Raw genomic sequence first — 13,636 nt, forward strand, 5'->3', positions numbered from 1 at the left:
ATCATCATGCAAGCCGACTTTGCGGGACTGCATTAATGCAACTTGCGTCATGGTGCTGGAATGAAACAGGCGCAAACTGCGCCTGTGGAATGGCCGGATGCACTGTGTTTATCCGGCCTACAAATTATGCGACTTAAATCTTACCGACCAGATCTAAGGATGGAGCCAGGGTCGCTTCGCCTTCTTTCCATTTCGCCGGGCAAACTTCACCTGGGTGAGAGGCAACGTACTGTGCGGCTTTAATTTTACGCAGCAGGTCAGACGCATCACGGCCGATACCTTCAGCGGTAACTTCGATTGCCTGGATGATACCCTGCGGGTCTACAACGAAGGTTGCGCGGTCAGCCAGACCTTCATCTTCACGCATGTTGTCGAAGTTACGGGTCAGGGCGCCAGTCGGGTCGCCGATCATCGCGTATTTGATTTTCGCGATGGTGTCAGAGCTGCTGTGCCACGCTTTGTGGGTGAAGTGGGTGTCAGTAGATACGGAATAGACATCTACGCCCAGTTTCTGCAGTTCTTCGTAGTGGTCAGCCACATCACCCAGCTCGGTCGGGCAAACGAAAGTAAAGTCAGCCGGGTAGAAGAAGAAGACGCTCCAGCGACCTTCGGTATCTTTCTCGGTTACTTCGATGAACTCACCGTTTTTGAACGCCTGGTTTTTGAAAGGTTTAATTTTGGTATTAATCAAAGACATCTGTACTTCCTCCGTGTTTTCGTTGAGAGATAAGTTAACGAAAATCTCTTCGCAGGGCTAATGCGTTTCCTTTATCAAATCAATAAGCGTTAACTAACAACCCACTCAAACTCATGTTGTGAACCTAAAGATAAAAGTAAAAAAGGCCCCCTTTGCAGGGAGCCTCATTACCCGAGCTACCCGCAGGTAACGTCAGTGCCAGCAGGGCTGGCTATGTGTTGCGCTCTACATTACCTTAACAAAGGTCGTAACAGCGATTGGGATTACATCACCCCACTCAAGAAAGGGCAATCGACAGACGGTCGATCTTACCTATGGCTGCGATAGGTTTTGCAACTTAGCCCCCTTTCCTTCTGATTTTATAAGGAAAATCAATGTTTAAACGTACCTTACTCTTAACCCTGCTTCCTGCCGTGGTGCACGCCGAAGAACTTCCTGCCCCCGTTAAAGCTATTGAGAAACAGGGCATTACTATTCTCAAACCCTTCGACGCGCCGGGTGGAATGAAGGGCTACCTGGGAAAATACCAGGATATGGGCGTTACTATCTATGTTACGCCTGACGGCAAACACGCCATTTCCGGTTATATGTATAACGAAAAAGGTGAAAACCTCAGTAATACACTGATAGAAAAAGAGATCTACGCCCCTGCCGGACGCGAAATGTGGCAGCGAATGGAAAAAACATCCTGGATTCTGGACGGGAAAAAAGAGGCTCCAGTCATTGTCTATGTGTTTGCCGATCCCTTCTGTCCCTATTGCAAACAGTTCTGGCAAAAGGCTCGCCCGTGGGTAGACTCAGGTAAAGTTCAGTTGCGCACAATACTGGTTGGCGTAATTAAACCCGAAAGCCCGGCTACCGCCGCTGCGATTCTGGCCGCAAAAGATCCGGCCAAGACCTGGCATGACTATGAGGCATCTGGTGGGAATATGAAGCTAGAAATCCCGACCTCCATTTCACCGGAGCAGATGAAGGTATTGAATATCAATCAAAAGTTGATGGATGATTTAGGCGCCAACGTCACGCCGGCTATCTATTACATGAGTAAAGACGATACGTTACAACAGGAAGTCGGCTTGCCGGATAAGGAGAAATTAAACATTATCATGGGTAATAAATAAAAGTAACAAAATGAGTGGTTGTTATCATTTTCATGTCAATCACTCATTTAAATTAACTTTTTTGGTCAAAATTATGCAATATGTGCTATTTTAGTTTAAATTAATAATTCATTAAGCACACAAACATAAATCACAAGAATAATCACAACTTAAAATATTTCAAAATTAAATCTTTCAAAACATGACCATCACAGGAAGGTATGCATGGCTAACCTCTATGACCTCAAAAAGTTCGATCTCAATCTGTTGGTTATCTTTGAGTGTATTTATCAACATTTGAGTATCACTAAAGCTGCTGAAACTTTGTATATTACCCCCTCTGCCGTTAGCCAGTCACTGCAACGGCTACGCACACAATTTAATGACCCGCTGTTTATCCGCTCCGGAAAAGGCCTAACGCCAACGATTATGGGGATTAACCTCCATCATCATCTTGAGAAAAACCTCAACAGTCTGGAGCAGACAATAAACATCATGAATAACTCCAGTCTGAAGAAAAAATTCATTATTTACTGTCCACAACTGCCAACCATTATCAACATCGAGGAAGTTATTCATTTTCTCAGAGAAGACTCACATGTCGAAATTGAGCACCATAACATACTCATCACTGCTGAAAGTACGGAAAATCTGTTGGCTTACAGAAAAGCAGATTTAGTCATTGCTACCGCCCCAGTGAGTAATCGCTCGATAATATGCTCACCATTTAAAACTGCTGAAACAATATTAGTTTGCAACAAAAACCATCCAAGAATTAATGGAGAAAGCACGCTTGAAACAATATTAAAAGAACAGTTCACGCAACTTATCTCTGAAGACCCTGGCGTTAAAGAATACTGGCAAAAAACCAGCGCCTTGCTGGCTAATCGAGATATTGGTTTCCGCAGCGACTCATTAATAACGATCATTAATATTATTTCAAACACAGATATCATAGGTCTGCTACCAAGGGATGTTTACGAACAATATACCGGCTCATTTAATTTAAAAGAGATCTGTATCGATATCCCCTTACCAAAAATAAATTTATTTTTGATGTATAACAGAGCATCACTCAACAATACTGGCTTCGTTAATTTAATTAATAAAATAAATGATAAAAATGACCAGAGGACTAACAAATAGAGCTTTAGCTATTCATTTTATATTTTTATGAATAAAGGCAATTCAAAACAACCATGAATGTATTAAAACGTTGCACCTGAAAAAAATTAGCATATCTTATTGTCAGCATTTGTTATTGTTTTGAATAATAATTCTGATATGAGCTTAATATGTCTATTTATAAAATCCCGCTTGCTCAAAACGTGCTGGACGCCGCTCTGGAGCGCATAACCTGGGCGCTGGAAACTCTGCCTCGGGTTTGTGTCTCTTTCTCCGGCGGGAAAGATTCAGGACTGATGTTACATCTGACAGCTATGCTTGCACGCCAACTGCATAAAAAAATTGATGTACTATTTATCGACTGGGAAGCCCAGTTTTCCTGCACTATTGATTATATTGAGGCGCTTCGTGCACGTTATTCTGATGTCATCGAGCGCTTTTATTGGGTGGCTTTACCGCTCACCACCCAGAATTCCCTCTCTCAATTTCAGCCAGAATGGCAGTGTTGGGAACCAGGTACTCCGTGGGTTCGCCAGCCTCCCACGGATGCCATAACCGATCCAGAGTATTTCTCCTTCTATCAACCCGGCATGACCTTTGAACAATTTGTTCGCGAGTTCGCTGACTGGTATTCAGAGAAACGTCCAGCCGGCATGATGGTCGGGATCCGCGCCGATGAGTCATATAATCGTTTTGTCGCCATTGCCAATTCGCAAAAGCAGCGCTTTGCCGATGATAAACCCTGGACCACCAGCGCCCCCGGCGGGCATACCTGGTATATTTACCCGATTTATGACTGGAAAACTGCCGATATCTGGACCTGGTTCGCAAAAACCAGAATGTCGTGCAATCCCTTATACAATCTCATGTATCAGGCCGGTGTCCCAACACGTTACATGCGTATTTGTGAGCCCTTTGGCCCGGAACAGCGTCAGGGATTATGGCTATATCACGTCATTGAACCCGAGCGCTGGGCAGCCATGTGTGCCCGTGTCAGCGGTGTAAAAAGTGGCGGAATTTATGCCGGTCAGGACAACCATTTTTACGGGCACCGCAAAATATTAAAACCCGAACATTTAAACTGGCAGGAATACGCCATGCTGCTACTCAATAGCATGCCGGAAAAGACCGCTGAGCATTATCGCAATAAAATCGCCATCTATTTGCAGTGGTATAAGAAAAAGGGCATGGACAATATCCCGGAAACTCAGGAAAAAGATATTGGCTCAGCGGATATTCCGTCGTGGCGGCGTATCTGTAAAGTCCTGCTGAATAACGACTACTGGTGCCGGGCGCTGTCATTCAGCCCCACAAAACCCAAAAACTACCAACGTTATAATGAACGCATGAAAATAAAACGCCAGCAATGGGGAATCTTATGCAACACCGACTAACTCAAGAACTCACTGGTTTTCTTTCTGGGCTGTCAGAAGAAGAACGAATTGAAGCAATCAACCAATTCAGAATGGCTATCCACAGCGTCAGCCCTTTTCGCGAAGAGCCAGTAGATTGTGTACTATGGATTAAAAATGAGCATATCTCACCCAATGACTATAACCCCAATAACGTTGCGCCTCCGGAGAAAAAACTGCTGCAGAAATCCCTCGAAGCAGACGGATTCACGCAGCCCATCGTGGTAGTTCACTCCACGGCGGAAGAATACGAAATTGTCGATGGTTTCCACCGTCATGAGCTAGGTAAAAGCAAACCGTCGCTGAAATCACGCCTGCATGGCTACCTGCCGGTCACCTGTTTACAGCGTGAACGCCATGAACGCATGGCAGCGACAATTCGTCATAACCGTGCCCGTGGGCGGCATAAAATTCATGCCATGTCGGAAATCGTTCGTGAATTATCGCTCCTGGGATGGAGCGAAGAGAAAATCAGTAAAGAGTTAGGTATGGACGACGATGAGGTTTTACGTCTGAAACAAATTAACGGTCTGCAAGAGTTATTTGCCGACCGTCGCTTCTCCAAAGCCTGGACAGTAAAATAACTACAGCGCGACCAGACGTTCGGCTGCCGCCAGCAGCGTCGATTCTTGCTTGGCAAAACATAGGCGAATCAGCTTATGCGGGAAAGGATCGGCGCAGAAAACCGACAACGGGATCGCGGCAACGCCCACTTCTTTGGTCAGCCACTGGCAAAACTCAACGTCGTTAAGCGTGGAGACGGCACTGTAATCGACCAGCAGAAAATAGGTGCCTTCACACGGCAAAATTTCCAGTCGGCTGTCACGCAGCGCGTTCACCAACACATCGCGTTTTTTCTGATAAAAGGCTGGCAACTCACGATAGTGTGTTGGATCCTCCCGCAGCATATCCGCCAGCGCCAACTGAGCCGGCGTATTCACTGAGAACGTCAGATACTGGTGTACCTTGCGTAATTCAGCGCTAATGGCGGCTGGCGCAACACAGTAGCCGACTTTCCAGCCGGTCATATGGTAGGTCTTCCCAAACGATGAAACGGCAACGGCGCGTTCGCGCAGGTGTGAATGCGCCAGCACGCTGGCATGTCCCTGTCCGGCGAAGCAAATGTGCTCATAAACTTCGTCGCTAATGACAAAGATCTCACGTTCTTTAATTGCCTGCCACAGGGCATCAAAATCGGCGTGATGCCATACGGTGGCGGAAGGGTTGTGCGGCGTGTTAAGGATCACCAGTCGGGTACGTTCGCTGAGTACAGCGCTAAATTCCTGCCAGTTGACGCGAAAAGACGGCGGTTGCAGCGCGATACGTTTAACTACGCCGCCGGATAATTCGACCGCGGGCGCATAGCTGTCGTAGCTCGGGTCAAAACAAATCACCTCATCGCCAGGACGCACCAGCGCCGTAATTGCGGCGAACAGCGCTTCTGTGGCCCCCGCCGTCACGGTCACTTCACTATTCGCATCAGGTTTATAGCCGTACAACTGCGCGGTTTTATCCGCAATGGCTTCGCGCAACGGCTGTACGCCCGTCATCGGCGCATACTGGTTTGCGCCATGCGCGACGTGATACGCCAGGCGTTCCTGCAAAAAAAGTGGGCCGTCAAAATCAGGAAATCCCTGCGAGAGGTTAATGGCCTGATGCTGCTGCGCCAGCGCGCTCATTTGCGTGAAGATAGTGGTGCCAAGATTAGGCAGTTTGCTTTGCGGAATCAGCGGGTTATTACTCATTATTGTTATCCCAGCGTGTGATGTTGTGGTTGAAGCCACTATAGCACGATGCTAGTATTTGGCAATCAAGACGTTCAGACGTCTATATAAAAATAACCTGCATTGACAGGACAGCCAAAAGGACAACACAACATGAGTAATACCGAGATTCGCGTCGTCACCGGCCCGGCCAACTATTTTTCCCATCCCGGCAGCCTGTCAAGACTCAACGATTTTTTCACCGCAGAGCAACTCTCACGCGCCGTCTGGGTTTACGGTGAACGCGCCATCGACGCGGCCCGCCCTTATCTGCCTGAGGCATTTCATCTTGCCGATGCCAGACACCTGCTGTTTACGGGACATTGCAGTGAAACCGGTGTTACTCAACTGGCAAAAGAGTCAGGAGAGAATCGCAGCGTGGTGATTGGTGTGGGCGGCGGGACATTGCTCGACACGGCCAAAGCGCTGGCTCGTCGTCTGGGTCTGCCTTTTGTCGGTATTCCTACTATCGCAGCGACCTGCGCCGCATGGACACCGCTCTCCGTCTGGTACAACGATGCAGGCCAGGCGCTGCATTTCGAAATTTTCGCTGACGCCAATTTCCTCGTGCTGGTCGAGCCAGAGATCGTTCTCAATGCGCCTGAAGAATACTTACTGGCGGGGATCGGCGACACGCTGGCGAAATGGTACGAGGCAGTCGTGCTCGCACCTGAGCCGGAAAACCTGCCTCTGACCGTACGTCTGGGTATCCATGCTGCGCAGACGATCCGCGACGTCCTGTTGGAAAGCAGCGAGCAGGCGCTGGTCGATAAGCAACAAGGTACGTTAAGCCGCACGTTTTGCGATGTAGTGGATGCAATTATTGCCGGAGGCGGCATGGTCGGCGGTCTGGGTGAGCGCTACACCCGCGTGGCGGCGGCGCATTCGGTACATAATGGCCTGACCGTGCTCCCGCAAACGGAGAAGTTTTTGCATGGCACCAAAGTGGCGTACGGCATACTGGTGCAGAGCGCGCTGCTGGGACAAGATGATGTGCTGGCGCAGTTAATTACCGCCTATCAGCGCTTCAACCTGCCAACCCGGTTGGCTCAACTGGACGTGGACATCAACAACCGCGCTGAAATCGACAACGTGATTGCGCACACCCTGCGCCCGGTGGAGTCCATTCATGCACTGCCGGTAACGTTAACGCCACAGACGCTGCGCGCAGCGTTCGAAAAAGTAGAATCGTTTACGGTGTGATTATGGTGTGAGATGCCTGATGGCGGCAACGCAGCGAAACCCTGGAGCTTACAAAGGTAAGTGACCAGGGTGAACACGCCTGCAGCTTGAATGATGAAGAGCATTAACAGCAGCGCGCGCCGCCTTTCCCCCCGTAGCGCGCATCCTGGCGTTCGCGGAAAAATTCTTCGTAGGTCATTGGCGTCAGGTCCGGATGCGTGACGCGCATATGTTCAACATAGTTGTCGTAATCCGGCACACCTATCATTAATCGGGCGGTTTGACCTAAATACTTCCCGGCTTTAGAGAGCGTTTCAAACATAGTGGTTCCCTGTCGAACAAACGCCCTCCCCATTCAGGAGAGGGCTCGTTGGTTAAGAGAATATTAGTGCGCGCCTTTCGCCTGCGCCACGATCTCTTCGACATTCTCAGGCATCGGTTCGTATGGCGTTTCTTTCGACGTAGGTTTGTCCTCTTTCAGTGCTGCCAGTGCAGTTTTGATGGAGAACAGACCCAGCACCACAACGACTACCATAAAGAAGATAGTGAGACCCGCATCCAGGCGGTTGTTAAACACCAACTGCGTCAGCTGCGACTGAGTGTACTGCGCCGGAATATTTCCGCTGTCGATCATCGCCTGGAACTTGTTAGCGATGGCGAGGAAGCCAATTTTCGCATCCGGGCTAAACGCTTTCTGCCAGCCGGCGGTCAGGGTACAAATCAGCAGCCAGGCCGTTGGCACCAGCGCCACCCACGCGTAGCGCTGACGTTTCATCTTGAACAGCACCACCGCGCAAAGCATCAACGCCATACCGGCCAGCATCTGGTTGGCGATACCAAACAGTGGCCACAGGGTATTAATACCACCCAATGGATCCACCACGCCCTGGTGCAAGAAGTAACCCCAGGCCAGCACGCACAGCGCCGTTGCCAGCAGGTTCGCAGGCAACGAATCGGTACGTTTCAGACCCGGTGACACCACGCCCAGCAGATCCTGCAGCATAAAGCGTGCGGCACGCGTACCGGCGTCTACCGCCGTCAGAATAAACAGGGCTTCAAACAGAATGGCGAAGTGATACCAGAACGCCACATCCATCATTCCGCCCAGTGCACCATGCAGAATATACGCCATGCCCACCGCCAGCGTCGGCGCACCGCCTGCGCGGGAAATAATGGATTGTTCGCCGACATCGTTCGCAATCTGATGCAGCGTATCAGGCGTGATAACAAAGCCCCAACTGCTCACAACCTGTGCCGCTGACGCAACCACATCGGTGGTTCCGGCAGGTGCCAGTACAGCCATCGGGCTGTTCATCGCAAAGTAGACGCCCGGGTCGATAACGCAGGCCGCCACCAGCGCCATAATGGCGACAAAGGATTCCATCAGCATCCCGCCGTATCCAATAAAACAGGCCTGACCTTCATTCGCCAGCATCTTCGGCGTGGTGCCGGAGGCAATCAGCGCGTGGAAACCAGAGACCGCACCGCAGGCGATGGTAATAAACAGGAACGGGAACAGGTTACCGCTCCAGACCGGGCCTGTACCGTCAACAAACTTGGTCAGCGCAGGCATGGTCAGCGTCGGACGCATGATCAGAATCCCTACCGCCAGACCAACAATGGTACCGATTTTCAGGAAGGTAGAGAGATAATCACGCGGCGCCAGCAGCAGCCACACCGGCAGTACGGCGGCGACAAAGCCGTATCCCACCAGCATCCAGGTCAACTGTACGCCGGTAAAGTCAAAGTACGGTGCCCAGGTCGGGCTTTCAGCCACCCAGCCGCCGGAAATAATAGCAAACACCAGGAATACCAGACCGATGACCGACACTTCACCAATGCGGCCCGGGCGCAGATAACGCAGGTAAATCCCCATGAAGATCGCCAGCGGGATAGTAAAGGCGACGGTGTAGGTTCCCCACGGGCTGTGGGTCAGCGCTTTCACGACGATCATCGCCAGTACCGCGAGGATAATCACCATGATCATAAAACAGGCCACCAGCGCAATGACGCCCGCCGTTGGGCCCATCTCTTCTTTCACCAGTTCGCCAAGGGAACGCCCATCGCGACGGGTAGAAACAAACAGCACCATAAAGTCCTGCACCGCCCCCGCCAGTACCACCCCGGCAAGCAGCCAGATCATACCCGGCAGATAGCCCATTTGCGCCGCCAGCACCGGTCCAACTAATGGACCCGCTCCAGCAATCGCCGCGAAATGGTGGCCAAACAGCACTTTTTTATCGGTAGGAACATAGTCCAGACCATCGTTATGACGCACAGCTGGCGTCATACGCGTCGGGTCCAGCGCCAGTACATTTTTCGCGATGTACAGGCCGTAGAAACGGTAAGCGATAAGGTAGACACAGACCGACGCCACGACTATCCACAACGCGTTGATCTGTTCGCCACGATTTAATGCGATATAGCCGAGGGCAAATGCTCCCATAACGGAGAGCACTGTCCAGACGAGGTACTTCCCTGATTTATTCATACTTGGTTTTCCGTTGTCCTGGTCAGAGAGATGTTACATTTTGTTTCTATAACATCTTTTCTGAATTTAACAACCTGACAACCATGTAAACCCGAAGTATCACTGAGTATTTACATTGCATTGTTAACTAGATCACTTCATTTAGCCGTTAACCCTGCAATTTCATTTTACTTTGTCGGGCGACTCACCCCATCACCGCAGTGCCTAAACGACAGGTGCAACAGCGTCGTCCCTGCTCATCAAAGATGACGATTTCCCAGCTTTGACTCTGACGCCCGAGGTGCAGCGGCTGGCAAACGCCGCGCACTTTCCCCAGCGCAACCGCCCGATGGTGCGTGGCGTTCAGTTCCGTACCCACCACACACTGCCCGTCGCGAGTCATCAGATAACCCGCCATCGAACCCAATGTTTCCGCCAGGGCCGCCGACGCGCCGCCGTGCAGCAGACCAAACGGCTGATGCGTCCGGCTATCCACCGGCATTTCGGCTTCCAGCACATCATCCCCCAGTCGGGTATAGACCATGCCTAAATGCGCCACCATCGTGTTCTGACTGGTGGCATTCAGTTCATCCAGCGTTAAATGACGTTTCCAGATCATCGTCATGCCCCCAGCGTGGAGCCGCCGTCCACCACGATATCCTGAAGCGTAATGTGGCTCGCCAGATCGGAAGCGAGGAATAAAATAGTGTTAGCGATTTCCTGTGGACGAGCGATTTTCCCCAGCGGAATGCCGAGCTTAAACTGCTCGCCAAACCCACGAATGCGCTGTTGCTCCGCGTCATCGCTGACCCACAACGTACGCTGCATGTCGGTGTCGGTCGAGCCTGGCGAAACCACATTGCAACGCACACCGCTGCCTGCCAGTTCAAGTCCGACGGTCAGTGCCAGGTTTTTCAGCGCGGCTTTTGACGCACCGTATGCGCTCATACCGATACGCGGCGTGTGCGCCGCATCCGACGCGACGGTCACGATTGCCCCGCCCTGCTGGCGACGAAACTGCGCCATCGTCTGCTGAAACAGATTGAACGCCCCACCAACGTTAACCGCAAACGTCTGCTGCCACTCCTCAATGCTCAGCGCATCGGTGGCCCCCATACGCAAAATACCCGCCGCATTGACCAACACATCCAACCGCTCGCGCGTTTGCAGGACGCGCTGACACACCTCAGCCACCTGTTCAGCATTCGCCACATCCAGCACTTCGGTGGCAAACGGGTAGTTATTCTGAGAAAATTCACGATCGAATCCTGTCACCTCAGCACCCGCTTTCACAAACGCCAGCGCCGTGGTGTAGCCAATCCCTTTTCCCGCGCCGGTTACCCAGACGGTTTTCCCTGCGAAGTCAAATCCAGACATTACTTCACCTCGCGAGAGAGCAGCGTCCACCAGGCGTCAATGGTCGGGTTTTTCGCCAGCATCACGAAGTCAATATCGCCATGAACCTTACGCCAGCGCGCCGCCAGCGCCATCATGCGCACGGAATCCAGTCCGTAGTCGATCAGGTTTTCGTCATCCATCGGCTCTTCGGACTCATCGAGCAGCGGCAGAATAATGCTGCGTAACGCATCTTTGCTGGCCGGTACCGGCGTCGGTAATAATTCCTGAGTCATCACCACACGCCCGGAGCGTCCCGCCACGTATTTCAGCGACATCAGATGTTCGTCACGGCTAAAGTCTGCCAACGCATCGGCAACCATAAACGGCTTGATGTCGCGCATAAAGGCGTCCGTTGCGGTGGTCATACAGCCAATATGCGCATACACGCCGGTAATGATCAGTTGATTACGTCCGGTCTCCTTAAGCATCTGTTCCAGCGGGGAGCGATGAAATGCGCTGTAACGCCATTTCACCAGAATGGTATCCGCTTCATCCGGCGCCAGCGCCTCTACGATTTTCTGCTGTTCCGGTGAACGCGTCAGTCCCGGTCCCCACATATCATTGAGCAGAGCGCGGTCTTCATCACTCTGTTCTTTGGGCTGAGCGGTGTAATACACCGGAATGTTATGCTCTTTGCAGTACTGACGCAGTGCGGCGATGTTAGCGACGACCTGCTCCATCATCGGGCAGTTATCGCCCCAAAAGCCGATAAAATAGTCCTGCATGTCGTGGATCAGCAGTGCGGCGCGTTCGGGGTCAAACGCCCAGTCCACTTTGTTCACCGGAACATCAAGCGCCGTGGGTAGCGCATAAGCCTGCAGTTTAGGAATTGCCATCTCTTATTCTCCTTCAGGCCAGTGAACGTGATGCCAGCCACTGACGTAATTGTTTTTTATCTACTTTCCCAACCGGAGTCAGCGGTAACGACTCAACGCACTCAACGCGGTCAGGTAATTTAAATTCCGCTACGCCCTGTTCGCGTAGAAAACGACGCACCTGCACCGCTCGCAGCGGCTCTTTTACCACCAACCAGGCACAGCTTTTCTCGCCCATCAGTTCGTCATCCATACTGACCAGCGCGGCATGGATCACCATCGGGTGGCGCAGCAGCAGGTTTTCAATCTCTTCTGCAGCGATCTTCTCTCCACCGCGGTTGATCTGATCCTTCTCGCGTCCCTGGACGGTGATGTAGCCATCTCGATCGATGGCGATCAGATCGCCGGAGCAGTAAAAACCGTTGGCGTCAAAGGCGCTGGCATTGTGCTCAGGACTGTTGAAGTAGCCGCGGAAGGTGTATGGGCCACGCGTCATCAGGCGCCCGGTTTCTCCCTCGGCTAAAGGGTTGCCGTCAGCGTCTGCTACCCAGACTTCATCATCGGGACACATCGGGCGGCCCTGGGTATTGATGATGCGTTCAGGACTGTCGTCCAGACGGGTGTAGTTCACCAGCCCTTCCGCCATGCCGAAGACCTGCTGCAGCTGGCAGCCAATCTCCGCCGGAATACGCGCCGCAAGCGAGGCGGAAAGCCGTGCCCCACCGACCTGTAGCAGCGTCAGCGAAGCCAATTGCGCATTGCTCCCCCACTCCGCAATTGCCTGCAGCCACAGGCTCACCGCTGGCGGCACTAGCGCCGTGACGTTAACCTGATGCTGTTCAATCAGAGGGAAGCACAGGGTGGCGCTCGGGTCAGCCGCCAGCACGACGGTGCCGCCAGCCAGGAATACCCCCAACGCGCCAGGCGAACTCATCGCGTAGTTATGCGCCGCCGGGATCGCGCATAAATAACGCGTTTCCCCGGTGAATCGGCAAATCTCATTGCTGCGACGCACGCTGTAGTAGTAATCGTTATGGGTACGAGGAATCAGCTTTGGCGTCCCGGTAGTCCCGCCAGAAAGCTGGAAATAGGCCACCTCATCAGCAGGCGATGGCGTGGCGGAAAAATCAGTCGCAGGCTGGCTTATCGCCGTTTGCAGATTGTGTTCGCCTTCATCATTGCGCAGTTGCACCACGCGCACTGAATTGTGTTCAGCCACAAAAGCGTTAAGAAAATCGTCTCCGCTAAACAACGCATGCTGACGATCGGCAATCAGCAGCGCAGGTTCGATCTGTTTGGCATAGGCGTTAAGTTCGTTTCGCTGATGGCTGAATAATGCCAGCACCGGGGCTACGCCCAGCTTGAGCAGCGCAAAGAAAGTGATATACAACTCAGCCACGTTGCCCAGTTGTACCAGCGCGGTTTCGCCGGGTTTGATCCCCTGACGGCGCAGGCTGCAGGCGAGATTGTCAGTGGCCTGATTCAGTTGGCGATAGCTCAGGTGGCGTTCGCCATCGATCACCGCCGTATGGTCGCTGTCGGCGTGACGGGTAAGAATGTCGGTCAGCGGCAAATCCTGCCAGTAACCTTTTTCACGATAGCGGCGGGCAAACTCCTCCGGCCAACGGGTGAAAGGAATACTCATTATCGCTCCTTAGAGGCCTGGTCAATAAG

13 protein-coding genes are annotated in these 13,636 nt (G+C 52.0%); 5 read left to right on the top strand and 8 right to left on the bottom strand.

Going from position 1 to position 13,636, the window contains the following annotated elements; genetic code table 11:
• Positions 1 to 133 precede the first annotated feature (133 nt).
• A complete protein-coding gene (gene ahpC / locus HV352_RS17035) occupies positions 134 to 697 on the bottom strand; it encodes an alkyl hydroperoxide reductase subunit C (RefSeq protein ID WP_004859485.1) in 564 nt (187 codons plus the stop codon).
• A 374-nt stretch (positions 698 to 1,071) separates the two neighbouring features.
• Between ahpC and dsbG the strand changes: the two genes are divergently transcribed.
• The 4 genes from dsbG (at position 1,072) to HV352_RS17055 (ending at position 4,918) form a co-directional block, all read left to right on the top strand.
• Positions 1,072 to 1,818, top strand: coding sequence for a thiol:disulfide interchange protein DsbG (dsbG, locus tag HV352_RS17040; protein WP_016155953.1), 747 nt, complete (start codon positions 1,072 to 1,074; stop codon positions 1,816 to 1,818).
• A 204-nt stretch (positions 1,819 to 2,022) separates the two neighbouring features.
• Positions 2,023 to 2,943 carry a LysR family transcriptional regulator gene (locus HV352_RS17045; protein WP_016155952.1) on the top strand — a complete coding sequence of 307 codons (921 nt, stop codon included), beginning with the start codon at positions 2,023 to 2,025 and terminating at the stop codon, positions 2,941 to 2,943.
• A gap of 149 nt (positions 2,944 to 3,092) precedes the next feature.
• Positions 3,093 to 4,316: a phosphoadenosine phosphosulfate reductase gene (locus HV352_RS17050; protein ID WP_149380549.1), complete on the top strand. Its 1,224-nt coding sequence runs from the start codon at positions 3,093 to 3,095 to the stop codon at positions 4,314 to 4,316.
• Positions 4,301 to 4,918, top strand: coding sequence for a ParB/RepB/Spo0J family partition protein (locus HV352_RS17055; RefSeq protein ID WP_016155950.1), 618 nt, complete (start codon positions 4,301 to 4,303; stop codon positions 4,916 to 4,918). The genes HV352_RS17050 and HV352_RS17055 overlap by 16 nt, the downstream gene beginning before the upstream one ends.
• On the opposite strand, the gene HV352_RS17060 is transcribed toward HV352_RS17055, so the two are convergent.
• Complete coding sequence (locus tag HV352_RS17060; protein ID WP_046275110.1) at positions 4,919 to 6,079, bottom strand: pyridoxal phosphate-dependent aminotransferase; 1,161 nt, start codon at positions 6,077 to 6,079, stop codon at positions 4,919 to 4,921.
• A 132-nt stretch (positions 6,080 to 6,211) separates the two neighbouring features.
• Here HV352_RS17060 and HV352_RS17065 point away from each other — a divergent pair, with 132 nt between their 5' ends.
• Positions 6,212 to 7,300 (top strand): oxidoreductase, encoded by a 1,089-nt coding sequence (locus HV352_RS17065; protein WP_181634922.1) that lies wholly within the window; start codon positions 6,212 to 6,214, stop codon positions 7,298 to 7,300.
• A 103-nt stretch (positions 7,301 to 7,403) separates the two neighbouring features.
• Here HV352_RS17065 and HV352_RS17070 read toward each other — a convergent pair whose 3' ends face one another.
• From HV352_RS17070 to entE, 6 genes are all read right to left on the bottom strand, one after another.
• Positions 7,404 to 7,601, bottom strand: coding sequence for a YbdD/YjiX family protein (locus HV352_RS17070; RefSeq protein WP_019076244.1), 198 nt, complete (start codon positions 7,599 to 7,601; stop codon positions 7,404 to 7,406).
• 63 nt (positions 7,602 to 7,664) lie between these two features.
• Entirely contained in the window at positions 7,665 to 9,770 is a 2,106-nt protein-coding gene (gene cstA, locus HV352_RS17075) for a pyruvate/proton symporter CstA (RefSeq protein ID WP_016152202.1), read from the bottom strand.
• Positions 9,771 to 9,954: 184 nt separating this feature from the next.
• Positions 9,955 to 10,368, bottom strand: a complete 414-nt coding sequence (gene entH / locus HV352_RS17080; protein ID WP_181634923.1) for a proofreading thioesterase EntH — start codon at positions 10,366 to 10,368, stop codon at positions 9,955 to 9,957.
• 2 nt (positions 10,369 to 10,370) lie between these two features.
• Positions 10,371 to 11,126, bottom strand: a complete 756-nt coding sequence (gene entA / locus HV352_RS17085; RefSeq protein WP_016155947.1) for a 2,3-dihydro-2,3-dihydroxybenzoate dehydrogenase EntA — start codon at positions 11,124 to 11,126, stop codon at positions 10,371 to 10,373.
• The gene (locus HV352_RS17090) at positions 11,126 to 11,983 is read right to left on the bottom strand and encodes an isochorismatase (RefSeq protein WP_016152199.1); all 858 of its coding nucleotides are present in this window, start codon (positions 11,981 to 11,983) and stop codon (positions 11,126 to 11,128) included. Before HV352_RS17090 ends, entA begins: the two co-directional genes overlap by 1 nt.
• A 13-nt stretch (positions 11,984 to 11,996) precedes the next feature.
• Entirely contained in the window at positions 11,997 to 13,607 is a 1,611-nt protein-coding gene (gene entE, locus HV352_RS17095) for a (2,3-dihydroxybenzoyl)adenylate synthase EntE (RefSeq protein WP_047358073.1), read from the bottom strand.
• Positions 13,608 to 13,636: the final 29 nt, after the last annotated feature.

The sequence above is a fragment of the Citrobacter sp. RHBSTW-01044 genome, assembly GCF_013781945.1.
Lineage (GTDB): Bacteria > Pseudomonadota > Gammaproteobacteria > Enterobacterales > Enterobacteriaceae > Citrobacter > Citrobacter braakii.